Consider the following 26223-nt stretch of genomic DNA (forward strand, 5'->3'; position numbering starts at 1 on the left):
AAAAGCGCTGGTGCTACGTTGTTGTCATCAGGCCCAAGGTTAGAGACAGAGTCGGCTTGGTTTGCAGCGTTGCTGTAGCCTGCGGACGATTAATTCGGTGGTTGATCCACCCCTTTTTCTGAACGCCGTACTCGCCGGATTGAACGCGAGTTACTGGAGGAAAGATGGAGTCACACCTTGGCATCATTGAAGTGGACTATGAGAATGACCAGAGTCTGCTGATCAACTTCAGTGATGGAACGTTTGCATCCTTTTCCGTGTTGGACCTTGCGGCGATGCAGCCGAATCGCATTCTGGCTGACGGAGATCATGCCGAAACGGGCCAATAGCAAGGCCGACCTAACCCCCATCTTGATAAACCTTCTCTTGTGCCAAAAGCCTATGTAATTCACCGTACAAGAGCTTTCATGTGAGTTCATTTGAAATGCTGAAATGTAAGTCGCACGATAAGACTGATTTCTTGATCCTGATTATCTCTCCTGTGTCGTCTTGGTGACTTTTTAAGAAGAACCAGATCAATAGACTCGCGCTTGTTCCAGAGATTCAGACCTTCTTTGATATCAAATCTGTAAGCTACAGGAGACATGACATGGCACAGTACAAGGGTGAAGTGAAATGGTTCAACAATGCGAAGGGTTTTGGCTTTCTTGGCCGCGAAGAAGGTCCGGATGTCTTTGTTCACTACAGCTCCATTCAACTGGACGGATACAAGAGCCTGAAGGAAGGCGACAAGGTTGAGTTCGACGTGATCCAGGGGGAGAAGGGCCCCCAGGCGGACCGAGTCACGCGAACCGTGCACGCCACCCTGGCTGCGTGATAATCGACCCTCTCAAAGTGCTTCCCTGCAAGCGGGATCAGGCGAGTGAGCTTGCGTCCCGCGCCATCCTGTTGCGGGCGTTGAAGAAGTAGTTGAAGTAAGGGAAGGCGATCCATCCTCAAAAAGGACGGCTCGCGTATTTTGAGACGGAATGCGGTGCGGACGCATCTCACGGTGCATGCCGATTGACGAAGCTCCCGCGATTCCGGGCCTGGGACGCCTTGCGATGAACGGATGGTCTTCCCGCCTCATGATCGCCGGGATGGGTTTCCTGCTGGCGGGTGTGCCAGGTAGAGCTCAGGACACGCATCCGCGCGACCTGATTGGGACGGTGACGGATCATGGGTCCCGTGAGCCGCTGAAGGGCGCGGTGGTGCTGCTGGAAAACGAGAGCTCCAAGGAGATCACGTCTTACCTGACCGATGCGGGGGGGAACTATCTTTTCAAGCGGCTCCGCAACGATACGGACTACCTGGTGTGGGCGCGGTACCGGGGCAAGGAGTCGAAGCAGGGCGAGTTGAGCCACTTCGACAGCAATCAGCATCCGGTGATCCACCTGGTGATCGAACTGCACTGAGCAGGTGCGACCGTAGACGTTAGTTGGCCGAGGGCAGGTCGATGTGGTCGATGACCAGGACCGGGACGGCCTCTTTGGCGGGCTCCAGCTTGAGGCCTAGCTGTTCTTCGATAGCGGTGAAGAGGGTGGGAGGCGCGTTTTCGGCTGGGGGTGCGTCGTCCGGGGTCCATCGCAGCTTGAGATCGTAGCGGTCCGGCAGACCGGTCTTATCGACGACGATGCGGCCGACGAGATGGGAGATCTGCTCTGCGATCAGGTCCACGGGAAGGCCTTCGCCGTCGAAGTGGGTGCTGCCTATGCTGAAGTTTTTGCCGTTGGCCTTGCTGGGCTGGAGCTTTGAGCCGCCCTTGGCGAGGATGAGGTCGTAGGCGGGCAGGGTGCGGGTTTCGGGGTGGAGCTTGAGGTTGCAGCGCTCGGCCAGGAGCGACTGGACCATGCGGCGTTTGAGGTCTTGCGGACTGAGAGGCGGATGGGTGGGGTCGGCTGGGATCTCGGTCGGGATGAACTTGGCTGAGAGGTCAAAGCGCGTGGTGGCGAGCCAGGAGGGGCCTTCGAGAATCTGCTTCTGCGGCATGTCCCAGGCCCACTGCATCAGGGCGAGGAGCGTGATGTTGGACGCGCTGAAGAGGCCGCCGGGAGGATAGTTGATGTGGGTGTGGCCGTCGGTGTTGGGGGCGGCGGGTTTGATGGTGGCTACTTCAAAGGTGGGGGTGGACTGAGCGTGGGCGCTCAACGTCCCCGCGGCAAACATTGCGGCGAGCAGCAGGAGGAGGCGACGGCGGAGCGATGCAGATTGATTGCTCATGATGGGCTGGTTCCAGGTCGATTGTAGTGCGAAACTGCTCCCATGGGAGCTATACCAGGGATAACCAAGTAGGTTATTATCGGTTATGGAGAAGCGTACTCCTCACTGCCCTCTCGCGAAGGTCAAGGCGCTGCTCGCAGAGGGTAAGGTGCGTACGACGTTCACAGCGCTGGCGGGCGGAGCGGCTCTGGGGCTTGATTTTGCGGGAATGTTGGCGGTCGTCCATGCGTTGAGCATGGCTGACTTTTACAAGTCGATGACGACCCATGCAGATCATAGAGTTTGGCAGGATGTGTATCGAACGGTTGTCAAAGCGAGTCGGGTTCTGTCCGGGTGTATCTGAAGCTGACGGTCATTGACGACGTACTGATCGTTTCGTTCAAGGAGCTATGACGATGAAATGTCCAAATTGTGGAGATGCCAAGCTGGTTCGGGGTGTGCGTGAAATGCCGTACAGCTACAAAGGCGAGAGCACGGTACTAGGTGAGATTGCTGGGTCATTCTGCGCGGCGTGCGGGGAGACGGTCCTGGATGCGCCGGAGGCGAACCGTGTGAGTGCGCTGATGTTGGAGTTCAACAAGCAGGTGAATGCGTCCATGGTGGACCCGGAGTTCATCAGCCGCGTGCGGAAGAAGCTGGCGCTGGATCAGCGTGAGGCGTCAGTGATCTTCGGCGGTGGGGTGAATGCGTTCTCACGGTACGAGAACGGTAAGACGAAGCCGCCGGTGGCGCTGATCAAACTGCTGAAGGTGCTGGAGAGGCATCCCGATCTGCTGGCTGAGGTAAAGACGGCGTAAGGGGCCAGTGCTACCCGGGAGGGAGGCTCTAGTTGTTTTGCTTGGCTTAGACGGTCGCGACTCGCTCGTGTAAACCGATCATGTCGCGATGAATGTTGTCGCGGAGGGTGATGATCTCACTGCGGAGCTGCCCGATCTCTGATTTGAGTTCAGCTTTCAGCTCGGCGCGCAGGGCGTTGATGTCCTGGCGCGTGAAGAGGACGCCGAGGAGGACCGCGAACGTCGGAATGAGATAGGGGAGTGCGTTCGACACGGTGATGCCTCCGTGGTGGAGATGATATCAGATCACATACTCTGCTTCAGCCGGCGAGCACCTTGGCGAAGATGTCTGCGTCTACGTTGCCGCCGCAGAGGACCACTCCGATTCGCTTGCCCTGCATGGCGTCTTTCTCCTGCATGAGGGCTGCGAAGCTGGCGGCTCCTGCGCCTTCGGCTACGTTGTGGGTGGCGATGAAGAGGCTGCGCATCGCGGCGGCGACCTCGTCCTCGTCCACCGCGATGACGCGGTCTACCCCGGCGAGCATGGCGGCGAGACAGTCCTCATTGGGGGAGCGGCAGGCGAGGCCGTCGGCGAGCAGGGTGGTGACGTCGTGCTCGATCTTGCGGCCGGCTTCAAAGGAGAGCTTGTAGGCGGGTGCGCCGGTGGAGACGACGCCGACGATCTTTGTGGGGAGGTTGAGGGCGTCGCGCGCGGCCATCATGCCGCAGATGCCGCTGCCCATGCCGATGGGGACGTAGACGGTATCGAGTACGGGGGCGGTGCGGAGGAACTCAAGCGCGTAGGTGCCGACGCCGCAGACGAGCTCGGTGGCGAGCGAGGGGAGGCGGTGCAGGCCGCGATCCTGGGCGAGCGCGTCGGCGTACTCGCAGGCCTCCTGGAAGTCTTCCCCGGCTTCGATGACGGCGACTCCGAGGGCGCGCATGGCTGCGTTCTTCTCAGGGCTGTTGCCGCGCGGGACGACGACGGTGGCGGAGGTGCCGGTCATGCGGGCGGCGAAGCCCATGGACTGGCCGTGGTTGCCGCGGGTGGCTCCGACGACGCCGCGGATGTCCGGGCGCGTGCGGAGGAGCATGTCCATGTAGACGATGCCGCCGCGGATCTTGAAGGCTCCGACGGGGGTATGGTTCTCGTGCTTGACCCAGACCTCCGTGCCGGCGACTGCGTCGAGCAGCGGCCAGCGGTACTGGGGGGTGGCGGGCATGTGACGGTAGATGAGCTCGGCGGCTGATTCGAGCTCGCCGAGCGTGGGGAGGGACCAACTCATCTTCCTATGCTAACGGAACGGGCCGGTACTTATGGGGCGAGAGGCTTCAGGTCGATGGTCTTGCCGGTGCGTGCGGACTCGCGTGCGGCGGCAAGGATCTGGACGACGACCATGTTGGTGGGGAGGGAAGTCATGTCGTCGCCGGGTTTGATCTGGCCGCGGATGGCTGCGGCCAGGTAGTCGAGCGAGTTGGAACGTTCCTGCGGGAGTGCGGGTGCGGTGGTGCGGGCCTCTTCCTTCTCACCCTTGTAGCGGACGCGCATGCCGTCGGAGGCGACGGTGATGGCGTAGCCGTCCATCCCGTAGACCTCCATGTCCTTGCGTGCGAAGCTCCAGTCCCAGGAGGGCATGAGGACGGCCTGTGCGCCGGGATAGCGGAGGATGACGGTCGCGTCGTCATCGACGTGCGGGTAGATGCCGGGCTTGTCGGTCTGGGTGACGGCGGTGACGCTGAGCGGGGCCTGGCCGTGCATCATGACGGTGACCATGTCCGCGCCGTAGCAGCCGAAGTCAAAGAGTGCGCCGGCACCGTTCTGGATGGGGTCGGTGAGCCAGGGGAGCCACTCCGGGCCTACGCCGATCTCCTTGGGGCCTTCGTGGCCGTCGTGGACCACCACCTTGCGAATCGTCCCGAGCTTGCCGGAGGCGGCCTCGTTCAGGGCTTCCGTGTTGCTGGCGTACCAGGTCGTCTCGTAGTTGGTGAGGACCTGGACGTGGTGGGCGCGGGCTGCGGCGCGGATGGCCAGGGCGTCCTCGAGCGTGGTGGCGAGGGGCTTTTCAACCATCGACGAGACGTTGTGGCTGGCGGCGTCTTCGATGATCTTGCGGTGGTCCTTGATGGTGGAGTAGACGAGGACGGCGTCGGGGTGCGTGGCGGCGAACATGGGCTCGCTGCTGGTGTAGAAGAGGTTTTGCGCAAGGTGATACCTGGCGGCGTACTTCTGGGAGAGCGCTTTGTCTGATTCGACGATGCCGACGAGCTGGACGTTGGTGTTCTTCGGCAGCGCGCTGAAGAGTCCCATGACGTGGCCGTGGACCAGGCCGATGATGGCAACGCGGACGGGCTTTGCGTCGGATTGGGCGGTGGCTGGTGCGGGGTTGGACAGGAGGGTCGCGGCGGCAAGCGTGAGCGGGATCGATATGCGTTTGAACATGTCGTGATGAGTCTACGCCCGGGAGCATGTGCTGGGAAAAGCGACAAAAAAAGACGTTGCAGAAAGAGCGAACGGGACTATGCTGGGTAGCAATTCAGGTCCAACTGAATGAGTCGTTTACGAGAGCTGCCTTGCGGCAGTGCCGGGCCCCGTATCTCCCAATCCCAGGTTCAAAAACTCCAGGAGTGATGCCATGCAATGTGCAATCTGCCATGCCGAAGTGGGTCCCCAAAGCGCTTTCTGTAACAGCTGTGGCGCGCCAGTCGCTGCGGCGGCAGCGGGACCTGCCGATACCTCCGGTTATTCCACGGTCAACGCCGGTGCGCCGCCGGTCGGGTACGCCGCACCGCCCGCTTACGGTGCCGCGCCACCCTATACCGGACCGACTGCGGCGAGCTCCGGACTCTCGGACAACGTTGCGTCCGCCCTGGCGTATGTGACGATCATTCCGGCGATCATCTTCCTTGTTCTGGAGCCGTACAACAAGGTGCCGCTGATCAAGTTCCACTCGTGGCAGTCGATCGGGCTGTGCGTGGCGTCGATCGTAATCCAGATTGCGTTGACGATCCTGCAGATCGCGCTGCACTTCATCCCGTTGATCGGCCTGCTGTTCGTGCCGGTTCATCTGCTGGTCGGGCTGGGCATCTTCCTGCTCTGGATCTTCGTGATCATCAAGGCGAGCCGCGGCGAGTGGTACAAGCTGCCGGTCATCGGCGACTTTGCGGAGAAGCAGGCCCGCAGCTAAAAGGTGAGGGGCTAAAACAGAGATGGCCCGGACGGGATTCGTCCGGGCCACTCTAGTGTTCAGGGTGAAGGGCTATTTGGGGCTCTCATCCTTGAGCTTCTGCGTGTCCTGGTGGACATCGTCCTTGGCCCTCATGTTGGATTCGCGCGCCTTATCGGTCACGACGCTCTTCTTATGGGCGCTGGGGTCGAAGACCTTCTGTACGCCTTCCTTGCTCTTGTCATAGGCCTTGACCGAGGTCTCCTTGGTCTTGTCCGCCGCGACGGTGGTGCCTTCCTTGGTCTTGTCCGCAGCCTTGACTGTGCCGCTTTCCGTCTTGTGGGCGGCCTTCTTGGTGACGTGCTTGGTCTTGTGGTAGGTCTTCTTCGTGCCGGTCTTGACGGCGTGGCCGGTATCGTCAGCCGCGTCCTTGGTGTCATGGCCGGCGGTGTGCATGTCCTGACCGGCAGTTTGGGCGAACGAGACGTTCGGCATCAGGAGCGTGGAAGCGAGAGTGAGGGAGGCCATTGCCTGAGCGATTCGTAAAGTTCTCATATTCAATTTAGAGCTCCAAATCCGGGAAAGGTTGCGTGCATGTTGCTGATTTATTGAGTGTGCCGTCACGCTTCGGGATGGGTGAGGGTGCCCTTCCGGTCCGCGGGCTTGAGCGCGATGCACAGGCACGCTCCCACGAGCGACAGTCCGCTGATGACCAGCAGCCCGGCGGTGAAGTTGCCGGTGAGGTCCTTCAGCTTGCCCGTGAGGGTGGGCCCGACGAAGCCGCCGATGCTGCCGATCATGGTGATGATGGCCACTCCGCCAGCCGCAGCCTGCCCGCCCAGGACGCGCGTGGGCAGCGCCCAGAACGGTCCCATCATGCTCCAGTAACCGACGGCCGCCAAGGTCATCGCGCAGAGTGCCGCGGCCAGGCTATGCGCGTACGCGGCCCAGGTGAAGCCGATCACGCTGAGCAGGAAGCAGCCTGCGATGTGCCAGCGCCGCTCGCCCGTCTTGTCACTGGACCAACCTGCGATCACCGTGAAGATGGCCGCCGCAATGTACGGCACGGTGGCATAACGTGCGATGACGCTGGCCCCCGCCGCATCGCCTAGCTTGCCCACATGCAGGAAGCTGTTGAGCAGCAGCGGCATCCAGAGGTTGACCGTGTAGACGCCGATCTGGTCCAGCATGAAGATGCCTGCGAGCACCCAGACCATAGGCAGCTTGAAGGCGTCGAGCAGGTTGTGCTTCTCGCTTGCGCCCCCTTCCTTGCGGTCGCGTTCCAGTTCCGTATCCAGCCACTTTTTTTCGGGGTCGGAGAGCCAGCCTGCGTCGTCGGGATGATCGTTGAGCACGAAGAGGACGGAGATGCCCATCAGGAAGGTGGGCAGGCCTTCCATGAGGAAGAGCCACTGCCATCCGTGCAGGCCGGCCTTGCCCTCCAGACTCAGCAGGAAGCTGGAGATGGGGCCGCCGACCACGCCCGCGATGGAGGTAGCCGTCATGAACTTGGCGATAGCGCGTGCGCGTTCCCCTGACGGGAACCAGTAGGTGAGGTAGAGGATCATGCCAGGAAAGAAGCCTGCCTCACTGACGCCGAGCAGGAAGCGCAGCAGGTAAAACGAGTGCGCACCTTTGACGAACATCATGCAGGTGGCCACGATGCCCCACGTGATCATGATGCGTGCGATCCAGAGCCGTGGGCCGACCTTGCCGAGCAGCAGGTTGCTGGGCAGATCGAACATCAACTGGCCAAGAAAGAAGATGCCTCCACCGAGGCCGTAGACGGTGGCGGAGAGGTTGAGGTCGCGCCGCATCTCGACTGCGGCGAAGCCGACGTTGACGCGGTCCAGATAGGCCAGGATGTAGAGGATGAAGATGTAAGGAATCAGACGCCAGGAGATCTTGCTGTAGAGCGCACGCGCGTCTACCTGCTGGTCTGAACCTGGATTGGCCTGCTGGACGCTCGCGCTCATGGAACTACTGTACCCGGCCTTTGGATGCGTGTGCGGCTAAGGTTGCTGCGCTTTGTTATCACCAAAGAAAGCGGGTTACTCCGGTGGCAGGACTTGCACGCGGCGCCCCGCTCGCCAGGCCTGAAAGCCTGCGGTGGCCAGCAGCACGAACAGCCCGCCGAAGCCGAGGAAAACACCGAAGACGGCGAGCACTCCGACCACGATCACCCACAGCGGCGTGGTCTTGTCCCCGAAGCTGAGGAACGCGCCCACGGCGTCTACCGCGAACAGCACAAGCGAGCCGATCAGGACGGCAGTGCTGAGGATCATCCAGGGCTTGTAGGCCTTGGGTATCGGTTCGTTAGCCAAGCTCTGCACCTTCATGGGTCAACAGCGTGCGTTTGCGGTCCATGCCCCAGCGGTAGCCCGTGAGCTTGCCGTCCTTGCCGATGACGCGGTGGCAGGGAACTGCGAGCGCGACGGGATTGGCCGCGCAGGCACCGGCGACGGCTCGCACGGAGGCCGGGCTGCCGATGGCTTCTGCGATCTCGGAATAGGTGCGGGTCTGGCCGCGCGGGATAGCCTGCAGCTCCCTCCAGACGCGGTGCTGGAAGGCGGTGGCGCGGACGTCGAGCGGCAGCGCCAGGGCGCGGGGGCTCTCGCTCATGGCGGCGATCAGGGCGTCGACGGCGTAGCTGAGTTCGCGCTCCATGTGCTTGCGCTCTGCCTTGGGGAACTTCAGGGCGAGCTCGGTTTCGAGCTGCTCGGCCGAGTCACCGAAGACGATGGAGCAGATGCCGCGTGCGGTCGCGGCGACCATGATCATGCCCAGCGGAGTCTCCGCAGTGGTGAAGCGTATGGTCTCGCCCTGGCCGCCGGCCTTCATCGCGGACGGCGTCATGCCCAGCGAGGCGTCCGCGCCTTCATACAGGCGGCTGCTGGAGCCGAAGCCCGCGTCGTAGATGGCGTCGGTGACGGTGCCTTTGGGCTGGCGAACCTTTTCCTTGAACTTGGCGACGCGCTGCGCCTTGGCGTACTCGCGCGGACTGACGCCGAGGACGCGCTTGAAGCCGCGCAGGATGGTCAGGGGCGCGACGCCGGTGGCCTTGGCGACGTCCTTGAGCTTCGTCCGCTGATCGGCGTGCTCGGTCAGGTACTGGGTGACGGCGTCGATGGCCTTGACCTGCGGATCGTCTTTGCGCGCGACCGAGTCAGGTTCGCAGCGCAGACACGCACGATAGCCCGCAGCCTGCGCCAGCGCCGGCGTGGGGAAGAACGAGACGTTCTTGCGTTCGGGCCGGCGGCTGGGGCAGCCGGGGCGGCAGTAGACCTTGGTGGTCTTGACCGCGTAGACGAACTGGCCGTCGGCACGCTCGTCGCGCGCGAGCACCTGCTGCCAGGCCTTGCCGGCAAAGAGGCTGGGGACCTTCGTTTTGGGGTTTGAAACGGCGGGGGGAAGAGAGCTCACAGTCATAAGAGTATCTTCCCCGCCCGCCGGACGCACGGCACTCCGCTTTTACACGCCAAAGTCAGGCCTGGACCCTTAGGTATATTGCGGCAACGGAACGCGGTTGTTCTGCGCGTCGATCTCGTAGCTATCCACCTGGAAGCTGTTGAGGTCCGCGATGCCAAAGCTGGTGGTGATGGCGACGTCGGTGGCGTCGCGGCCTACGGCCATCAGGACGCGGCCCATGCGTCCGTCGTTGTGGCGTGCATCCATGGTCCACCATTTGCCGTCCAGGAAGACCTCATACCAGGCGCTGAAGTCGCCCGCGCCGCTGTAGGGCCGCTTGATATCGCCCAGGTAGCCGGTGACGTAGCGGGATGGGATGTTCATGGCGCGGCTGAGGGTGACGGCCAGGTGCTGGAAGTCGCGGCAGACGCCGACGCGCTCCGTGAACACGTCCAGCGCGGTCTTGGTGCTGCGGGCGGACTTGTAGTCGAAGCGAACATGGTTGTGGACCCAGTCGCGGATGGCGATGGCGCGGGTCCAGCCGGGCGTGGTATGGCCGAAGAGATCGCCTGCGACCAGCGACATCTGGTCCACCTGGCAGTAACGGCTGCTGAGCAGGAACTGCAGCACCTCGGGAGGAAGGTCTTCAATCGGGTGCTGCTGGGCCTGGGTGTCGATCTCCACGGCAAAGAAGTCGATATCGACGACGCTCGATCCGCTGAGCGCGAGGTGACCCTGCGGTGCGAGGAAGCGCGAGCAGCGATTGCCGAACGAATCGACATACTCCTGGATGGCGATGGGGGTGCGGGTGCCATTGCTCAGATGCACGGCCTCAAGCACTTCGGGCTCGCGCACCAGGGGATCGAAGGAGGAGTGCAGGCGCAGCAGGCCGATCATCGCGACGGATTGAGGGAGATAAAATTCGATGGCGAATTCAGATCGAACGAGCAAAGGGCCTCCTGGTGAATCGGGGGTGGAATCGGTTTGAATAACCGTAAGATGCAGATTGCCTGCAGGAGTAGGTCAGGGGGCTTGGCCCAGTATAGCGGAGGGCGCGGGGGTGGTAGACTTCCGCACATGACCACGCCGGATAGTCTCGACACAGATGTGATTCAGGATCGGATTTTGAGGCTGCAGGCATCGCTTGAAAGCGGCGACCTGAAGCTGGAGCAGGTGTACAAGGATCTGATTGCGATCAGCCAGGAGATGCTCTTCGTGGCGGAGGACCTGGAGAGCCGGCGCATCAACAGCATCGTCCCGGGTGCGAACGTGACGTTCTAGTTTGGCTGGGGAGCGGGTGCGGCCGGTGGTGCCTGCGGCGTCGGGGTGAGCGGCGTGGTATCGGTCACGGGTGGCTGGCGGACGATGGGTACGGCAGCCTTGGGCGTGGCGGAGTCGGGATCGGCGGAGTCGTCGTCCTTATCGGGCTGCTTGTCGGAGTCGTCGTCCCCATGCGTGACTTGCACGGCCAGAACCTTCTTGGGTGCGCCGGCTGAGGGGAACTGCTCGTCATCCTTACCCACGATGGCGGCCTTCATGAAGTCGATCCACATGGGAAGCGCGGCCTTTGCGCCCTGCTCGCCTTTGCCCAGGGTCTGGCGATTGTCGAAGCCGATCCACGTCCCGCAGGTGACGGAGGGTGAGAAGCCGATGAACCATGCATCGGTGAAGTCGTTGGTCGTGCCGGTCTTGCCGCCGAGCGGATGGTGCAGCTCCCCGGCTGCGGTGGCGGCCGTACCGCGCAGCACGACGCCCTTCAGCAGCGTCATCATCTGCCGTGCGATCTCGACCGAGATCACCTCCGTGACGGCGGGCTTCTTGGCGTCGAGCGGCACGCCGTCCGGCTGTGTCACCTTGCGGATGTAGTGCGGCGCAATGCGAATACCGTCGTTGGGGAAGACGCTGTACGCACCCACCTGCTCGGCCAGTGTGATGTCCGCCGCGCCGATGGCGATGGGGAGGAACGGAGGAATCTCGCTGGTGATGCCGAAGCGATGGGCCACGGCGATCACCGTCCTGATGCCGACCTTGGCGGCCAGCTTGAGCGCGGGGATGTTGCGTGACTGCTCAAAGGCGGACTGCACGGTCATCGCGCCGGCGAAGCCTGCCTCGTAGTCGCGCGGCGTGTACCAGCCGCCGGGGGTTGGGAAGGAGGTCGGCGCGTCGACGACGATGTCGGTGATCTTGGTGCCCGCCTCCAGCGCAGCAGTAAAGACGTACGGTTTGAACGACGAGCCGACCTGTCGCACGGACTGCGTGGCCCGATTGAACTGCGAGAGGTAGAAGTCGCGCCCGCCCACCATGGCGAGAACCTCGCCGTTGGCGTTATCGACCGCCATCATGGAGCCCTGGACGCCGGAGTCCTGCTGGAGCGTCGCGTGGAGCGGCGTGGAGGGAAGCACAGGGAGCGTGGCGTCGGCTACAGGCTCGATGCGGACATAGATAAGGTCGCCCACCTTGAGGAAGCTGGACGAGGCCTGCTGGGTCCAGACCCAGTCAGCCGGGGTCAGGGCGGTGGTGCGGTTGCCCAGCTTCACGTCGACGCGCTTCGGCGTCACGGCCGTGACCATGCCGTGGACGTAGTCGCCGGGGACCGCGGTCTGGTTCCAGTCCGGGTGCTTGTAGGTTGCGGGGTCCAGGCCACCGGCGATGACGTTCTGCAGGTTGCCCTTCCAGCCGTGGCGGCGCTCGTACCTGGCGGTGCCGTCCAGCACGGCCTTATTGGCCACGCGCTGAAGGTCCATATTCAGCGTCGTATAGACACGCAGGCCCGCGCCATGAACCTCGTCCACGCCGTACTCGCGCTCAAGCTGGCGGCGCACCTCTTCGACAAAGTAGGGTGCCTCGCTGTTGGGTGCGACCTCGATCTTCAGCCCCAGCGGCGTAGCCTCGGCCTCGGCGGCGCGCTCCGGCGTGATCTTGCCGTCGTGCTCCATCTCGGACAGCACCAGGTTGCGGCGTTTCAGCGCGCGCTCCGGGTTGCGGATGGGCGAGTACTGCTCCGGGCCCTTGGGCAGCGCGGCCAGCAGCGCAGCCTCCGGCAGCGTCAGGTCCTTGACGTGCTTGGAGAAGTAAAACTCTGAGCCGGCCTCAAAACCGTACCGTCCATGCCCCAGGTAGATCTGGTTGGCATAGAGCTCAAAGATCTGGTTCTTGGAGAACCGGCGCTCGATCTGCACCGTCAGGAAGATCTCCTGCAGCTTGCGCCAGTAGGTCTTCTGCGCGGAGAGAAACAGGTTGCGGGCAAGCTGCATCGTCAGCGTGGACGAGCCCTGCGCGCGGCTGTGCGTGTGCATGTCCGCATACGCCGCGCCCACCGCACGCACCAGGTTGATGCCCCAGTTGCGCTCAAAGCTCTTGTCTTCAATGGAGATGATGGCGTCGCGCAGCACGACGGGGAAGTCGCTGTACGGGACGACGACGCGGCGCTCCAGCGCAAACGAGCCGATGACCTTGCCATTCACATCCAGCAACTCTGTCGTGGTATTAGGCCGATACTTGGCCAGCTCTTCCATCTGCGGCAGGTCGATCGAGTACACGACCATGAGCCCGCTCATCGCGCCAAACAGCGCGGACATGCTGAGCAGCGTCCAGAACATCGCCTTGGTGGCGATCTTGCGGCTGGGATAGTCCGGCCCGCGCAGCAGGATCTGGTCCAGGATCAGCTTCGCGTGGTTCAGGGCCAGCTTCCACTTCGGGCCGGAGGGGGTCGCACGCGCGGCTTTGCGCTGCTCGTCCTGCTCCTGCTCATCGTTGGTGAAAAGCGTATTCACGGCCCTCCCACGATAGCACTTTCAGCCCGGTGAAAAGAGAAACGGACGAGCCTGCCATAAGGTTCCGGCAAACTCGTCCGTCGTGTGTTCAGGGGACTACTTCGCTGCGACAGCCTCAGCCACGCCGGCCTTCAGTGCGGCAGCCTTATCGGTCTGCTCCCACGTAAAGTCAGCGCCCTCACGGCCAAAGTGACCGTAAGCCGCAGTCTGCTTGAAGATCGGACGGCGCAGCTTCAGGGTCTCGATGATGCCCTTGGGGGTCAGGTTGAAGTTGGCGCGAACCAGCTCCGTGAGCTTGTCTGCCTCAACGGTGCCCGTCCCGAAGGTATCGACCAGAACGCTGACCGGCTCCGCCACGCCGATGGCGTAAGCAAGCTGAACCTCGCAGCGGTCCGCAAGACCCGCGGCGACGATGTTCTTGGCCACGTACCGCGCCATGTAAGCCGCGGAACGGTCGACCTTCGTCGAGTCCTTACCGGAGAAGGCTCCGCCGCCATGACGGCCCATGCCGCCGTAGGTATCGACGATGATCTTGCGGCCGGTGAGACCGGAGTCGCCCATCGGTCCGCCGATGACGAAGCGGCCGGTCGGGTTGATGTGGAACTTCGTGTTGCTGTCCAGCAACTCAGCAGGAATGACGGCCTCGATCACATTCTTCTGGATCTCCGCGCGAAGCTGCTCGTTGGTGACGTCCTCATCGTGCTGCGTGGAGATGACCACAGCATCGACGCGAGCCGGCTTGCCGACCTCCGCATACTCGATGGTGACCTGGCTCTTGCCGTCGGGGCGCAGGTACGGCATCAGGCCGGATTTGCGGACTGCGGTCAGCTTCTCGGCCAGGCGGTGCGCCAGCGAGATCGGCAGCGGCATCAGCTCCGGGGTCTCGTTGGTGGCGTACCCGAACATCATGCCCTGGTCGCCGGCTCCGCCGGTATCGACGCCCTGCGCGATGTCAGGCGACTGCTTGTTGATGGTCGAGATGACCGCACAGGTGTTGGAATCGAAGCCATAGGACGAGTGGGTGTACCCAATCTCCGCGATGGTGGAGCGGACCAGGCCCTGGAAGTCCACGTAGGCCTTGGTCGTGATCTCGCCTGCAATGACGACGAGGCCGGTGCAGGTGAGCGTCTCACACGCCACACGGCTCATGGGGTCCTGCTCCAGGCACGCATCCAGGATGGCGTCTGAGATCTGATCGGCAATCTTATCCGGATGGCCTTCGGTTACTGACTCACTGGTAAATAAAAAACGGTCGCGTTTCGCCAACTCAACATCCTCCAGGATTCTCGTGGGTGTGTCATGCGAGCTATCAAGAGACTCACAAAGCCCAATCCTGTTATTTTACCCTGCTCATGGCAATTTTGGCGCTACAGAAGCGGAACCCATGCGGCTCTCAACGGGCCGGGTCCGGCTGCCGGAGGTCTCTCCGGCCTTCCATCCGCGCGAACATGCCGCGCAACAGCTTGCGCACAGGATTCTCAACCGCGGTGAACAGAACGTAGGACAGCGCCAGCAGGACCGCCATATTGACCGCCAGGCGCAGTGAAACCGAATCGATATGGAGCCGGTTCATTCCTTCCGCCACCCATGGCTTCACCACGTTCTGCATCAGGTACATGGCATAGCTCATGCCACCGCAGAGTGTCATCAGCCGGCTGGAAAGCACGCGGGAGAGCAGCGTCCGCTCCTCCGCCAGCCCATAAACGAGCACGGCAAACGCCGGAATCACCAGTGAAGTCCAGAACGAGGCGGGACGGCACAGCAGAGCCAGAATCACCAGCGTGGAGATATATGTCAGCCAGCCCTGCCCAAAGCGGCTCGAAGCGCTCTCCGGCAATCTCTGCCGCTCCAGAAAGTAATTTCCGAGACCCACTCCCACCAGAAACTCCGGAACATGAACCACCGCCAGCGGGATGAACCGGTAGACGCCGTGCGCCGTGTACCAGAGCGTCCTCGATCCGGAGTTGGTCCCGACACAAAGCAGGACAGACCCTGCCAGCAACACGAGCGGAAGGCGCCTGTGGCCTCGTTCCAGCCACGTCTGAAGCCAGGGAAAGCAGAGATAGAAGAGAAGCTCACAGGAGAGCGTCCAGCAAACGGCGTTCCACGACCCCGCCATCTCCAGGTTGAACGGATTCCAGGACTGCAGCATCAGCGCCGTCGCGACCATCACGCCTGGAGACGGAACCCGCAGGTTGACCAGCGAAGCCAGCAGCAGGGAGAGCGCGTAGAGCGGCCAGATGCGGGCAAACCGCGCCTCAAAATAACGCTGATGGTCGCCTTTATGCCGGATCTGACCATTGTAGGTATAGGCAAGGATGAAGCCGGAGAGGATGAAGAAGAGCGGAACCGCCAGATAGCCGCTGAGGAAGAAGTTACCCGCCGCTGTCCAGCCCCTGGCCGCCATGACGGCCGCCAGCCGGGAGTGAAACAGTACGACATAGGCCGCCGCAAAGAAGCGGATTCCTGTCAGCGCCGGAAGGGCTCGCCGATGCGCGGTAAGCTCCTTCGGGGTTGCCTTCAGTTCTGCTTCCGACATCCTGTCTCCCGGGACGTATGACCTGTGGTTGCACGCTCAGCCTGCTTTCAAGCTCGTAGTGCCATAAGGCCCATGCTATCACTGCCAGGACGAGCAGCATGATCGCGACGCCCACCCACCGCCAGCTATTCGCATTGGCTCCCGGCGTGCGATTGCGCTTCACGTTTTCCGCAAACTCGACCCACGCTTCGCCATCGTTTTCAAGCGGCCTACCGGTCCGCGCGGCGTAGGCCTCCAGGCTGGACTGAAAACGTGGCATCCAGTCCGGCTCATCCAGGCCCACAGATTTAAGGTAGGCCCGCACTATGCCCTTGCGAAAGACTCCCCCGGGCAGCGTGGCGTACTCTTCCGCTTCGACCGCCTCCAGAAAGCGCAGGGAGACTCTCGTCTCCTCACAGACCCGCTCCAGCGTCAATCCACAACGCTCGCGTTCCGTCCTCAACGCATTGCCGAATCCCGTCATCGTGGTTCGTACCGTCGTGGCCGACACCTGTTCGATCGCCTCAAGTCAAAACTATCTCAAAGGGTCTACGCACGTCATCGACCGGTGGATGCCATTCCTGCCCGGGACGCTGCCTTGACAACAGGAACAAAGGCCGGTCCAGGCACGGGTTGGCCCCACTGCGAGCTTGCATCCCTGCGAATCTGTCCTCGGGCTGGCAGGCGTGCGGATCGATCCCCAAGCCGCCCTAAACGGTCGTCCTGTTAGACTTGAGCCTCGATGCGCCTGCCGATTCCAGACCGATTTCCGCCCAAGCAGGTCATCCTTTTTGCTGTCTGCCTCTTTGTCGCGCAGGTCCTGGAAGGCACCAGTCTGACCTTTGCGCTGCTGCTCTTTGTTTACGTCCTGCTCGCCGGCCTGGCGTTCAATCTGGCAGGCGGCATTGCCTATCCGTCAGGCGCCTGGATCTTCTTCACCGCGACCCTGACCTGCCTGATCGGATTCACATACAAAGTCCTGCTGGGGCAGCCCGGCGAATCCCATCTGCGCGCACCCCTGGTCACCATGTCGGCTTACTGCATCGGCATGGCCGGCATGGCGGCCGCCGCTTACGTCTGCACCGCCATCCGCCCCAGGGAGGGCTTGCTGGCGAACCTCGTGGTCGGCGAGCGTATGAAGCAGGCCGCCATCGGCTGCTTCATCTTCGGCACCATCGGCACCTTTGCCTCTCTGGCCACCAATACCGCCGATAGCGTCGGTGCCGCAACGAGCTCAGGCGTCACGACCGCCTTCGCCCAACTCAACCACTTTGTCCAGATGGCCATCATCCTGGGGACGACCTACCAGATCGCCCACAGCAAGGGTAAGTCCAGCACCAACTGGATCGTCTGGTGTGCCGGACTGCTGCTCTTCTTCTTCGGCGTCGCGTCGTACTCCAAGGAGGGCATGTTCGTCTCCCTGCTTTCCTGGCTGGTGCCATGCATCGCCATGCGCTTTGACTTCTCGAAGAAGCAGTTGATCTCCGGGGTCTGCGTCCTCGTCTTCATGTTCTACTACCTCGTCCCGTTCTCACAATATGGACGCAGGTCTCGCGGGGATGCTCAGGGTCTTCTGGCCAGCGCCTTGATAGCTGGACAGTATCTCACCCATCTTGAGGAGACCCGTAAGCTCTATCTTGAGGCTCCCGATGTCACCGATCTCGGCGATCAGCCGCACCTCTACGACACCTCGGAAGGCTTCTTCGACCGGCTCCAGATGATCGCCTGGGATGACCTCCTCATCGACTACACCCAGACCAACCAGACCATCGGCTTCGGTGCCATCGGAGACAGCTTCCTCAACGTTATCCCGCACTTCATCTGGGCCAATAAGCCGGTCTATGGACAGGCAAACCTCTACGGCAGACAGCTTGGTTTCCTCAGTGAGGACGACACCACGACGGGAATCTCGTTCAGCCCCGTAGGCGACGGCTTCTACCAGGGGTCCTGGATCGGAGTCGGCTTCGTTCTGCCGCTCCTCATGCTCTTCATGTTCCTCGTCGCCGATTCTCTTTCCGGCGATGTGCGCAAGGCACCCTGGGGTCTTCTCTTCATCGCCATCTCGGCTCACTATGCGCCGGAAGGCATGCTCGTCGGTGTCGTCTGGATGGCGACGCTCGGGGCGGAGGTCATCATCTTCTCGGCCCTGCTGTCTGCCTACGTCCTCCCCAGGATCATCATCCTGCTGAGCGGAGGAGAAAAGACCCGCGTGCGCGCCACGCAGAACTTCGTGCTCGGCGCTCCGGTCCGGGGTGTCATGAACCGGAACGCGCCGCCGCTGCGGCCGGAGCCCGGCTCCAATGCACCACCCGTCTAGCCAACAGGCATCTCACTGTCGACTCCCGTTATAGTGAGGACTTCAACCTGCCCCGCATGACACTGTTGCCCAAACCATTCCGGCTCCTCGTCCAGACCCTGATGCTGCTGGGCGCGGCTGTCTTTTTTGCCCTGCACTTCACGCATCTTGCCGCTGACTTCCCCAACTTCTCCCCCTGGATGGACTGGTCCAAGTACACCGACGAGGGCTGGTACGGCGACGCCGCGATCCGCCACTACCAGCTCGGCCACTGGTACGTTCCGGGCGACTTCAACCCCGCCGCCGCCCTCCCCGTCTGGCCGCTGCTGGAGGCCATCCTCTTCCGCTTCACCGGCGTCTCCCTCGTCGCCGTGCGAGCCCTCACCGTCTCCGTCTTCGGCGGCATCCTGATCGCCTCCTTCCTGCTGCTGCGGCGCTGGGCTTCACTGCGCGGCTCGACCCTTGCGCCCTACGCGGCGATTCTTCTGCTCGCCGTCAGCCCCTTCTGCTTTGTATTCACGCGCATGGGCATCCTGGAGCCTCTGCTGGTCCTGCTGACGCTGCTCGCCCTGCTGGCCGCAAGTCACGTCACCCATCTCCGCCCCCCGACCGGTCATTGGAAGCAAGACCTCATCCAGTCCATCCGCCCTAACCTCCTGCCCTTGCTGGCGCTCGCCGTCCTGCTGCCTGCGATCATCCTCACCAAGACCACCGGCCTCTTTCTGGTCCCGGCCATCGCCTTCCTGGTCTTCGCCGCGCTGGACTACCACGTACTCCCGTTCCTGCGCGTCAGCATCCCGACCGTCGCCCTGGCCATCCTGATCTGGCTCGCATACTTCGTCGGCGTCGTCCGTCCGCACTACCTGCTGGACTACCGTTACCTCTTCAGCGCCAACGCCTATACCCAGATCACGCTCGCCACCGCCACCACCGTCCTCTCCGATACCTTTAAGGACGGCAACTGGATGGGCAAGATTCTCTTTCCGACCGCGGTCGCCTGCATCGCCGTCAGCGCCATCTTCTTCACGCGCCTACGCCGCCATCCCCTGATCCCCGCGCTGCTGCTTTGGGCTCTTGGGTACGCGGCGTTCCTCGCGTATCACGACAACCTCCAGCCCCGTTACTACCTGGTCGTCGCCGTGCCCCTGACGCTGCTGATCCCGGTCGTCATCGAGGAGCTCATCCTCACCCGCATCCGCGCGAACACCCCGCGCTACCTCACCCTGGCCGCCGCCGCCGCGCTCATCCTGACCATCACCATCCCCCAGGCGCATGAGACGCTCCACTACGTCCGCCACCCGGAGTACACGCTGCTCGACGCCTTCCATCAGGTCCACGACATCATCGTCGCGGACCACAACCAGAACCCCGACCACAACCCGCTGGTCCTCTCCATCTCCGGCTCCGATCTCTCGCTCGCCACCGGCCTGCCCAGCATCTGCGACGACTTTGGCACGCTGGAGCTTGAGGATCGCGTCAAGAAGTACCGTCCCGGCTGGTACCTCACCTGGAACAAGATTGAAGACGACAAGATGGACGCGCTCGACCCCACCTTCCAGCCGGAGCGCGTCGCCACCATCCCCGCCATGGACGACCCCGACCGCAACCTCTTAATCCTCTACCGCCTCAACCCCACCGACGTCACCCCGCCCACCCCGGGCAAGCACAAACCCACCCCCCGAAACCTCCGCACAAAGGTCGGTCAGCAGCCCAGCACCCGCCAGCTCGAGCACTAACCAAAGCTCATCACGGATAAGAAGAAAAAGGGATAAGGGCAAAATAAGACAAACAACAAAGGGAAAGAGCGGATAAAGCCTGCGTCCGCAAGCCTCAATCCGCTCTTATCCGTCCTTGATCCGTCTTATCCGTGGTAGTCGGTTGCTCTTGCTATTTCATCCCCTTCAAAAGCGTCAGCAGCCGCGCAAAGCCATCGTCCCACGCCTTCTTGTTATCCGCTGACGCATCCGGAGCCTGCCCGGCACGCATGAAGCCATGGCCCGCACCCGCATACGTCACCGGCTCATACTTCTTGCCCGCAGCCTTCATATCGGTCGTAGCCTGCGGAATCGTAGCCCCAATGCGTGCGTCATTCGCAGCGTAAAACCCATACACCGGAGCATTGATCGCAGCCATCGAATCCGCCGGTGGTGGCGGCCCGTAGAACACGAACGCCGCGCTCAGGTCCTTGCGATGCGTCGCAAACGCAAACGTCTTGCCGCCGCCCCAGCAGAAGCCCGCCACGGCCAGCTTGCCGCTTGCCGCCGGAAGCTTCTTGCCGTAGTCGGCCGCAGCATCCAGGTCCGCCGTCACAATCGCCGGATCGAGCCCTGAAACCGCCTTCGTCACCGACGGCTGATCCGGAAACGCCGCCGTCCCACCCGGCGTCGCAGCCACAAACGCCGCGCCCGTCGGGGCTGCCGCATGCATATGGTCCTCAGGCATCTTCTCGCCCGGAGCCATCTTCATCCCCGCCATGGAGTCCGCCGCAGGCGCGCCAAAGCCGCTCAGAAGATCCGGCTCCACAACGATATATCCCTTCGCCGCAAGCTCATCCGCCATCAGCTTCGCCCAGTCGCTCTGCCCAAAGATCTCGTGGATCATCACCACCACGGGAGCGTTGCCGCTCACCTCGGGGTATACGACGAACGCCTGCAGCTTGCGGCCATTGGCTTCATTGATCGTGACGTACTCGCCATGCCGTGGGCTCTTGGCGAGCTCCGCCTTGGCCCAGTCCTGCGCCCGCGCAGGTGCAATCGAAAGAGCCAACGCAGCCGCAGCGGCCGCACACGAGACAGAGAAGGGAAGTGAGTTTCGGTTCATGCCTGCGAGTCTACGGCCCCACACCGGATCGCGGCAACGCTCCTGCAAAAAAGATTACATCTTTGCAGCGATGATGACATTCAGCGGGCAGTCGTCCTGCTCGCATGAACAAACATGGCCACGCCGTTCAGCGCCAGCACCACGCACATCACCACCCACACCTTCCAGATGCTCTGCCCCCCCTGCCAGTCCATCCAGGCAAACCACGCACAGATCACGCTGAACATCAGCGAAGCCGTACCGCCGATCCTGTCCGTCTTCGGATCCACGTTCATCGCCCTACCTCCGCAGCGGCACGCATTCCGACCGAACTGCGAACCGAATATACGCCCCGCAAACCAGCTTTGTCACAGACTTTTCCTCGTTTCCGAAGGTTCAAACATGCAATTTCTGAACCCTTGCGCCTTCTGGCGCGTCTGCTCCTTAGGTACGTCGTGCAACTTATGTCCAGCAAGCAAGCTCTTAGCATCCTTCTTCTCAGCCTTTCAGCCCCCTTTGGCATCGCCCAGCAGGTCTCCGGCCCCCAACCGCAGAGCGCCGGCATCGTAGGAACCGCCACCGATACGGACGGCGGCCTTATCCCCGGAGCCACCGTCACCATCGACGGTCCCACCCCGGAAGATCACCATACCGCCATCGCGGACGCATCCGGCGTCTTCACCTTCACGGATCTGCACCCTGCCGTCGCCTATCACCTCATGGTCACTGCCAAGGGCTTCGCCGCGTGGAACTCCCCGGAGGAGATCCTGACCCCCGGCGAAGAGCGCGATCTCAAGAACATCCCCCTCGCCGTCGGCGTCGTCGAGACCTCCGTCTCCGCCATCACCATCGAGCAGCTCGCCACCGAGCAGGTCAAGATCGATGAGAAGCAGCGTGTCTTCGGCGTCATCCCCAACTTCTACGTCGAGTACGATCACCAGTTCGCGCCCCTCTCCACCAAGCTCAAATATCAGCTCGCCTTCAAGGCCTCCACCGACGCCTTCACCTTCGCCGCCGCAGCCTTCCTCGCCGGCATCGACCAGGCCGCCGACACCCCCGCCTATGTAGAAGGAGCCAAAGGCTACGGCCAGCGCTTCGGAGCCGTCTACGCCCAGGGAGCCTCAGGAATCCTCATCGGCGGAGCCATCCTGCCCTCGCTCCTGCACCAGGACCCGCGCTACTTCTATCAGGGTACCGGCACCAAGAAGTCCCGCGCCCTCCACGCCGCCTCCGCACCCTTCATCGCGCGCGGTGACAACGGCCGCTGGCAGTTCAACTACTCCAGCATCGGCGGCGACCTAGCCTCCAGCGCCCTCACCAACATCTACTACCCACCCACCAATCGCGGCGCAGGTCTCGTCTTCGGCAACGCTGCCGTCGCCACCGGAGGCCGTGTCGCCAACGCGCTCCTGCAGGAGTTCGTCCTGCACAAGGTGACGCACGGCCCCAAACGCAGCTTCTAGCCCATAAGCACCAGAAGCTCGTCATTCTGGCGAAGCCAGAACCTCTGTATTGGTTCTGGCTTTTTCTTTTCTACCCCCGATTCATCCCATCCAGCAGCGACCCAACGATCCCGCCCACAACCCCGCTCTGCACGCTCTCCTGCCGCCGTTCACTCGGAGCAAACTCCAAAATCTGGTGCGCCAGTCTGGCCAGCGGCAACGTCTGCAGCCAAACCCGCCCTGGCCCCGTCAGCGCCGCCAGAAACAGTCCATCGCCACCAAAGATCATGTTCTTGATCCCCGGAACCCGCGTGATCTGGAACGACATCCCGCCCGTAAACGCACCCACATGCCCCGGATGCACCCGCAGCATCTCGCCCGGCCGCAGGTCCTTGACGATCACCTCGCCCGAGAGCTCCAGCCACGCCGTCCCATAGCCGCTGATCTTCTGCAGCAGAAATCCATCGCCGCCAAAGATGCCCGCGCCCAGCGACTGCTGAAACCCGACTCCCAACTGCACCTGCTGCGTCGCGCACAGAAACCCATGCCGATGCACCATGATCTCGTTGCCCTGCCCAACTTCGATCGGCAGGATATGCCCCGGAATCTTCGTCGCAAACGCAATCTCACCCGGGATGCCGGCCGCCGTGTACTCGATCATGAACAGCGTACCGCCGCCCGCCACGCGCTTGATCGCGCCAAAGAACCCGCCGCCCCCGCCCATCTGCGTATGCGTCGTCATCTGGATCGACTGCGACATCCAGCTCAGCTCGCCTGCCTCTGAGATCACGGCCTCACCCGGCTGCAAAAGAACCTCAAGCACCGGCATCGTCGTCCCTTGAATCCTGCTCTGCATCTCTATCTCCTTTGGTTGCTGAATCTATCGCAACCAGCCTACATCGATACGCATCCCCAGCAAACAAAGTTCTCGCGCCTGAGAACTCTCAACACAGGCCGTGTGCCCCATCCTCACCTGACAGCCCCATCGTCAGGTTAGGGTGGGCCTCGTTTGCGGAAGCAAACGACCCTACCCTCAAATCGCCACAAACCCCGCAGTCACCCCATCCGAAACCACCCCCACCATCCCAGTCCCAGCCACCGTAATCTCCGCCCGCCCGTTATACATCTGCACCACCCGAGACCCCGTAGGAGTCCCCAGGTTATCCTTCAGCACCCCATCCCCAGCCAAAGAAAACCGCACCACAGCCCGGCTGTCCAAACACCGAACCCCCGCAGCATCCAGCAGCAAAGCCTCCACCGTCGTGCCGCCGGAACCCTTGCTCTTCACCGCCAGCACCAGCTTCTCAGCCTTCCCCCAAACCGCACTCTGATACTCAAACGAAACCGTATCCGCAACCCCGCCAACCCCCACCGCCCGCAGCTCATTCTTCCCCGCCGCAAACGCCAGGTTCCACCGCAACCCAGCCGCAGGAAAGTCCTCAGCATTCCGTTTCTTCTTCCCAACACTCTTGCCGTTCAAAAACAGCTCCACCTCAGCGCAGTTCGAGTACACCCGAACCATCCGTTCCTGCCCAACCTTCCCCCACCGCACCGGCCAGTCATGCCCATACACCCGCACCATCGGCCTCTCACCCCAGTAAGACTGGAACACAAAGTACCCTTCCTTCGGCACCATATCCCGCGTCAGCAAGCCCTTCTGGTTCACCCGCGGCACAGGATTATCCACCCGCAGCGGCGTCGTAAAGTCCTTGAACACCCACTGCACCGCACCCGGCAGCCACGGCAGTTCTTCCAGCGTCTTCAGATACCAGTCGAACAGATCGCAAGCGTACGTCTCGCTCCACGTCCCATCCTTTGAAACCCGCGCCGCCCCGCCCGTCAGCTTATAGTCGAGCCCCTTCTCCGCTACATCTTTATCCGCCAGCGCCTGCTTCAACACTGCATCGGGCTCCTCCGCATGACGACCCGCATGGCTGTCCGCCCCCCACTCCACATGCAGCAGATGCTTCACCGTCGGCCTCGCCTTTTCGAGCGTCGCCTTGTACTCCGTATAGACCCCGCCATACCATCCCGCCCAGATCGAAGGCGAGTAAACATCCGGAATATCCTTCGCAAAATCACAGCGACGATACCCCGTCATCCGCTCCGGGTCCATCTTGTGCGAAAGTTCCCGCAGCTCCGTCATATAAGCCCGAATCGCGGCATGATCCTCGCCGTTCAGCTCACCCGGCCAGTCGTCCTCGTTGCCCAGCCCCCAGATCACCACGCACGCATGGTTCCGGTGCTGGTCGATCATGTTCGTCAGCTGCGTCTTGCCACGCTCCTGGAACAGCTTCGTCCCCACCCCGCTCCTGCACCACGGCACCTCCTCCCACACCATGATCCCAAGCTCGTCGCACATCTCCAGCACCACGCGCGATTGCTGATAGTGCGCCAGCCTCAAAAAGTTCGCGCCCATCTCCTTCATCAGCCTGATCTCCTGCCGGATCAACTCCTCAGGCATCGCCGCCGCGTAGCCCGCATGATCCTCATGCCGCTGCGTCCCCCGGATCGCCAGCCGTTCGCCGTTCAGGAAGAAAGGCCCATGATCCTCCCAGCGCGTATGCCTTACGCCAAACCGGTGCGCCACCGTCACCCCGTTCAACTCCACCTCGCACCGGTAGAGCGACGGCGTCTTCGTAGACCAGAGCTGCGGCTGCGGCAGATCGAAGCTCGCAAACGTCTCCTCGCCTGTCCACGCCCTGCGCTCCACCGTCTTCTCAAACACCCGCTTGCCCTGCGGATCGAAGAGACTCAGCCGCAGCACCACGCCCACGCCACCCGTCCCATACAGCCGCCCGTTCACCGCAATCTTCGCCACCTTACCCGGCTCAAACTCCACCCGCGTATGCACGGCCTCCAGCGAGACCGCAGGCAGATACACCAGGTGGACCGCACGATACAGCCCGCCGTACAAGGTAAAGTCGCTCAGGTCAGACGGCATCCGTTCGATATCCCGCTCGTTGTCGCAGCGCACCGCAAGCTGCACCTCGGCACCCTTCGTCTTGGCACAAGCGTCCGTAATATCGACGACAAACTCGTCATACCCACCGCTATGGCTCCCCACCCTCTCATTGCCGATCCAAACCTCGGACCGCTGCCCCGCGCCTTCGAAGTGCAGCACCGTCCGCCCATCGCTGGAGGGGTTCGTCACCTTCAGCTTCATCCTGTACCAGCCCACTCCGCGATACGCCGGCGTATCCGGATCGCACGCATCGTACGCATTGAAGCAGTGCGGCATGGCGATCTTCTGCCACGTCACCAGCTCCTCGCTGTGCCACACCTGGAACCGCCCATCCAGAGGTCCCTTGTAAAACTCCCACCCATCCTCCAGCCGAACGTTCCTTGCGTCATCGCTGCTCTGCAAAACCGAAGCCAGCAAAGGAGCATGAAGACCTGTAGCCGCGCACACCGCCGCGCTACCCACCAGAAACGACCGCCGTGACACTTCCATTCACACCCTCGTAGACTCATCGCGGACGAGCATGGGCTGAAACGGAACGCGCTCTGCCTGACTTCGCCACCGCCTCAGAGACTAGTGTGGTGAAACATTCCGAGTCAAACGCTCAATGGAGTCGAGATCAGGCTGGATCTCTACGCGTTCGTCCGTACTTTAGGAGACGTCGCCAGATCAGCTTCGCTCAGGACGCGCGCCATGTCATATGACGCATAGAGGAAAAAGGCAGGGTAGACCGCACACTTCCCATCCTCGAACTCAAGATAGATTCCGTCATGCGTCCGTTCCGCAACGACAACGCGAGGAGCATCGAGAAGATCTGCCATAGCTGCCATGGTAAGAACTGTCGTCAGTTACGTCTGTCCCGTGCATGACAGACACACCCGGAACC

General features: G+C 62.3%; 29 protein-coding genes. 11 read left to right on the forward strand and 18 right to left on the reverse strand.

Annotated elements, in window-relative coordinates; translation table 11 throughout:
* Positions 1-164 precede the first annotated feature (164 nt).
* The 3 genes from ACIX9_RS25580 (at position 165) to ACIX9_RS23470 (ending at position 1394) form a co-directional block, all read left to right on the forward strand.
* Positions 165-329: a hypothetical protein gene (locus ACIX9_RS25580; RefSeq protein WP_013579132.1), complete on the forward strand. Its 165-nt coding sequence runs from the start codon at positions 165-167 to the stop codon at positions 327-329.
* 260 nt (positions 330-589) lie between these two features.
* Positions 590-817, forward strand: a complete 228-nt coding sequence (locus ACIX9_RS03700) for a cold shock domain-containing protein (protein WP_013579133.1) — start codon at positions 590-592, stop codon at positions 815-817.
* Between the two features lie 178 nt (positions 818-995).
* Positions 996-1394, forward strand: coding sequence for a carboxypeptidase-like regulatory domain-containing protein (locus tag ACIX9_RS23470; protein WP_013579134.1), 399 nt, complete (start codon positions 996-998; stop codon positions 1392-1394).
* A 19-nt stretch (positions 1395-1413) separates the two neighbouring features.
* Here ACIX9_RS23470 and ACIX9_RS03710 read toward each other — a convergent pair whose 3' ends face one another.
* Entirely contained in the window at positions 1414-2199 is a 786-nt protein-coding gene (locus ACIX9_RS03710) for a TIGR03435 family protein (RefSeq protein WP_013579135.1), read from the reverse strand.
* Positions 2200-2284: 85 nt separating this feature from the next.
* Here ACIX9_RS03710 and ACIX9_RS27620 point away from each other — a divergent pair, with 85 nt between their 5' ends.
* On the forward strand, positions 2285-2542 hold the full coding sequence (locus ACIX9_RS27620; RefSeq protein WP_013579136.1) for a type II toxin-antitoxin system MqsR family toxin: 258 nt from the start codon (positions 2285-2287) through the stop codon (positions 2540-2542).
* 52 nt (positions 2543-2594) lie between these two features.
* Positions 2595-2996 carry a type II toxin-antitoxin system MqsA family antitoxin gene (locus tag ACIX9_RS03720; RefSeq protein ID WP_013579137.1) on the forward strand — a complete coding sequence of 134 codons (402 nt, stop codon included), beginning with the start codon at positions 2595-2597 and terminating at the stop codon, positions 2994-2996.
* 46 nt (positions 2997-3042) lie between these two features.
* Here ACIX9_RS03720 and ACIX9_RS03725 read toward each other — a convergent pair whose 3' ends face one another.
* From ACIX9_RS03725 to ACIX9_RS03735, 3 genes are read right to left on the reverse strand one after another with little or no spacing between them, the layout of a single operon-like run.
* Complete coding sequence (locus ACIX9_RS03725; protein ID WP_013579138.1) at positions 3043-3249, reverse strand: hypothetical protein; 207 nt, start codon at positions 3247-3249, stop codon at positions 3043-3045.
* Between the two features lie 46 nt (positions 3250-3295).
* Positions 3296-4261, reverse strand: coding sequence for a threonine dehydratase (locus tag ACIX9_RS03730; protein WP_013579139.1), 966 nt, complete (start codon positions 4259-4261; stop codon positions 3296-3298).
* A 29-nt stretch (positions 4262-4290) separates the two neighbouring features.
* Positions 4291-5415: a Gfo/Idh/MocA family protein gene (locus ACIX9_RS03735; protein WP_013579140.1), complete on the reverse strand. Its 1125-nt coding sequence runs from the start codon at positions 5413-5415 to the stop codon at positions 4291-4293.
* Between the two features lie 220 nt (positions 5416-5635).
* Here ACIX9_RS03735 and ACIX9_RS23475 point away from each other — a divergent pair, with 220 nt between their 5' ends.
* On the forward strand, positions 5636-6160 hold the full coding sequence (locus ACIX9_RS23475) for a DUF4870 domain-containing protein (RefSeq protein WP_198152151.1): 525 nt from the start codon (positions 5636-5638) through the stop codon (positions 6158-6160).
* A 72-nt stretch (positions 6161-6232) separates the two neighbouring features.
* On the opposite strand, the gene ACIX9_RS23480 is transcribed toward ACIX9_RS23475, so the two are convergent.
* From ACIX9_RS23480 to ACIX9_RS03765, 5 genes are all read right to left on the reverse strand, one after another.
* Entirely contained in the window at positions 6233-6694 is a 462-nt protein-coding gene (locus ACIX9_RS23480; protein WP_157477263.1) for a hypothetical protein, read from the reverse strand.
* Between the two features lie 65 nt (positions 6695-6759).
* Positions 6760-8115, reverse strand: coding sequence for an MFS transporter (locus ACIX9_RS03750; protein ID WP_013579143.1), 1356 nt, complete (start codon positions 8113-8115; stop codon positions 6760-6762).
* A gap of 75 nt (positions 8116-8190) precedes the next feature.
* Positions 8191-8463 (reverse strand): hypothetical protein, encoded by a 273-nt coding sequence (locus ACIX9_RS03755; protein ID WP_157477265.1) that lies wholly within the window; start codon positions 8461-8463, stop codon positions 8191-8193.
* A complete protein-coding gene (gene ada / locus ACIX9_RS03760; protein ID WP_013579145.1) occupies positions 8456-9568 on the reverse strand; it encodes a bifunctional DNA-binding transcriptional regulator/O6-methylguanine-DNA methyltransferase Ada in 1113 nt (370 codons plus the stop codon). Before ada ends, ACIX9_RS03755 begins: the two co-directional genes overlap by 8 nt.
* A 69-nt stretch (positions 9569-9637) precedes the next feature.
* On the reverse strand, positions 9638-10498 hold the full coding sequence (locus ACIX9_RS03765; protein WP_013579146.1) for a transglutaminase-like domain-containing protein: 861 nt from the start codon (positions 10496-10498) through the stop codon (positions 9638-9640).
* A gap of 126 nt (positions 10499-10624) precedes the next feature.
* Between ACIX9_RS03765 and ACIX9_RS03770 the strand changes: the two genes are divergently transcribed.
* Positions 10625-10828 (forward strand): hypothetical protein, encoded by a 204-nt coding sequence (locus ACIX9_RS03770; protein WP_013579147.1) that lies wholly within the window; start codon positions 10625-10627, stop codon positions 10826-10828.
* Here the strand turns inward: ACIX9_RS03770 and ACIX9_RS03775 are convergent.
* The 4 genes from ACIX9_RS03775 to ACIX9_RS27625 form a co-directional block, all read right to left on the reverse strand.
* Positions 10825-13320, reverse strand: coding sequence for a penicillin-binding protein 1A (locus ACIX9_RS03775; RefSeq protein ID WP_013579148.1), 2496 nt, complete (start codon positions 13318-13320; stop codon positions 10825-10827). The two genes, ACIX9_RS03770 and ACIX9_RS03775, sit on opposite strands and share 4 nt — an antisense overlap.
* A 96-nt stretch (positions 13321-13416) precedes the next feature.
* Positions 13417-14586, reverse strand: a complete 1170-nt coding sequence (metK, locus tag ACIX9_RS03780) for a methionine adenosyltransferase (protein WP_013579149.1) — start codon at positions 14584-14586, stop codon at positions 13417-13419.
* 127 nt (positions 14587-14713) lie between these two features.
* Complete coding sequence (locus tag ACIX9_RS03785) at positions 14714-15793, reverse strand: acyltransferase family protein (protein WP_408609725.1); 1080 nt, start codon at positions 15791-15793, stop codon at positions 14714-14716.
* Entirely contained in the window at positions 15696-16274 is a 579-nt protein-coding gene (locus ACIX9_RS27625; protein ID WP_041596921.1) for a helix-turn-helix domain-containing protein, read from the reverse strand. The genes ACIX9_RS03785 and ACIX9_RS27625 overlap by 98 nt, the downstream gene beginning before the upstream one ends.
* Here ACIX9_RS27625 and ACIX9_RS26275 point away from each other — a divergent pair.
* The 3 genes from ACIX9_RS26275 to ACIX9_RS03800 all read left to right on the forward strand — a co-directional run bounded on the left by ACIX9_RS26275 (position 16171) and on the right by ACIX9_RS03800 (position 19870).
* Positions 16171-16440, forward strand: a complete 270-nt coding sequence (locus tag ACIX9_RS26275) for a hypothetical protein (RefSeq protein ID WP_198152229.1) — start codon at positions 16171-16173, stop codon at positions 16438-16440. The two genes, ACIX9_RS27625 and ACIX9_RS26275, sit on opposite strands and share 104 nt — an antisense overlap.
* A gap of 140 nt (positions 16441-16580) precedes the next feature.
* Positions 16581-18155, forward strand: coding sequence for a hypothetical protein (locus ACIX9_RS03795; RefSeq protein WP_013579151.1), 1575 nt, complete (start codon positions 16581-16583; stop codon positions 18153-18155).
* 56 nt (positions 18156-18211) lie between these two features.
* Complete coding sequence (locus ACIX9_RS03800; RefSeq protein ID WP_013579152.1) at positions 18212-19870, forward strand: hypothetical protein; 1659 nt, start codon at positions 18212-18214, stop codon at positions 19868-19870.
* A 151-nt stretch (positions 19871-20021) separates the two neighbouring features.
* Here the strand turns inward: ACIX9_RS03800 and ACIX9_RS03805 are convergent, their stop codons facing one another.
* Together ACIX9_RS03805 and ACIX9_RS03810 are read right to left on the reverse strand one after the other, a co-directional pair.
* Positions 20022-20954 carry a dienelactone hydrolase family protein gene (locus tag ACIX9_RS03805; RefSeq protein ID WP_013579153.1) on the reverse strand — a complete coding sequence of 311 codons (933 nt, stop codon included), beginning with the start codon at positions 20952-20954 and terminating at the stop codon, positions 20022-20024.
* Positions 20955-21034: 80 nt separating this feature from the next.
* Positions 21035-21229: a hypothetical protein gene (locus ACIX9_RS03810; protein WP_013579154.1), complete on the reverse strand. Its 195-nt coding sequence runs from the start codon at positions 21227-21229 to the stop codon at positions 21035-21037.
* A gap of 168 nt (positions 21230-21397) precedes the next feature.
* Between ACIX9_RS03810 and ACIX9_RS03815 the strand changes: the two genes are divergently transcribed.
* Positions 21398-22396, forward strand: a complete 999-nt coding sequence (locus ACIX9_RS03815) for a carboxypeptidase-like regulatory domain-containing protein (protein ID WP_013579155.1) — start codon at positions 21398-21400, stop codon at positions 22394-22396.
* Between the two features lie 70 nt (positions 22397-22466).
* Here the strand turns inward: ACIX9_RS03815 and ACIX9_RS03820 are convergent, their stop codons facing one another.
* From ACIX9_RS03820 to ACIX9_RS03830, 3 genes are all read right to left on the reverse strand, one after another.
* The gene (locus tag ACIX9_RS03820; RefSeq protein ID WP_013579156.1) at positions 22467-23231 is read right to left on the reverse strand and encodes a TIGR00266 family protein; all 765 of its coding nucleotides are present in this window, start codon (positions 23229-23231) and stop codon (positions 22467-22469) included.
* A 177-nt stretch (positions 23232-23408) separates the two neighbouring features.
* Positions 23409-25829, reverse strand: coding sequence for a glycoside hydrolase family 2 TIM barrel-domain containing protein (locus ACIX9_RS03825; RefSeq protein WP_013579157.1), 2421 nt, complete (start codon positions 25827-25829; stop codon positions 23409-23411).
* 140 nt (positions 25830-25969) lie between these two features.
* Entirely contained in the window at positions 25970-26158 is a 189-nt protein-coding gene (locus tag ACIX9_RS03830) for a hypothetical protein (protein WP_041596922.1), read from the reverse strand.
* Positions 26159-26223: the final 65 nt, after the last annotated feature.

Origin of the sequence: Granulicella tundricola MP5ACTX9 (genome assembly GCF_000178975.2) — a bacterium.
Classification (GTDB): Bacteria; Acidobacteriota; Terriglobia; order Terriglobales; family Acidobacteriaceae; genus Edaphobacter; species Edaphobacter tundricola.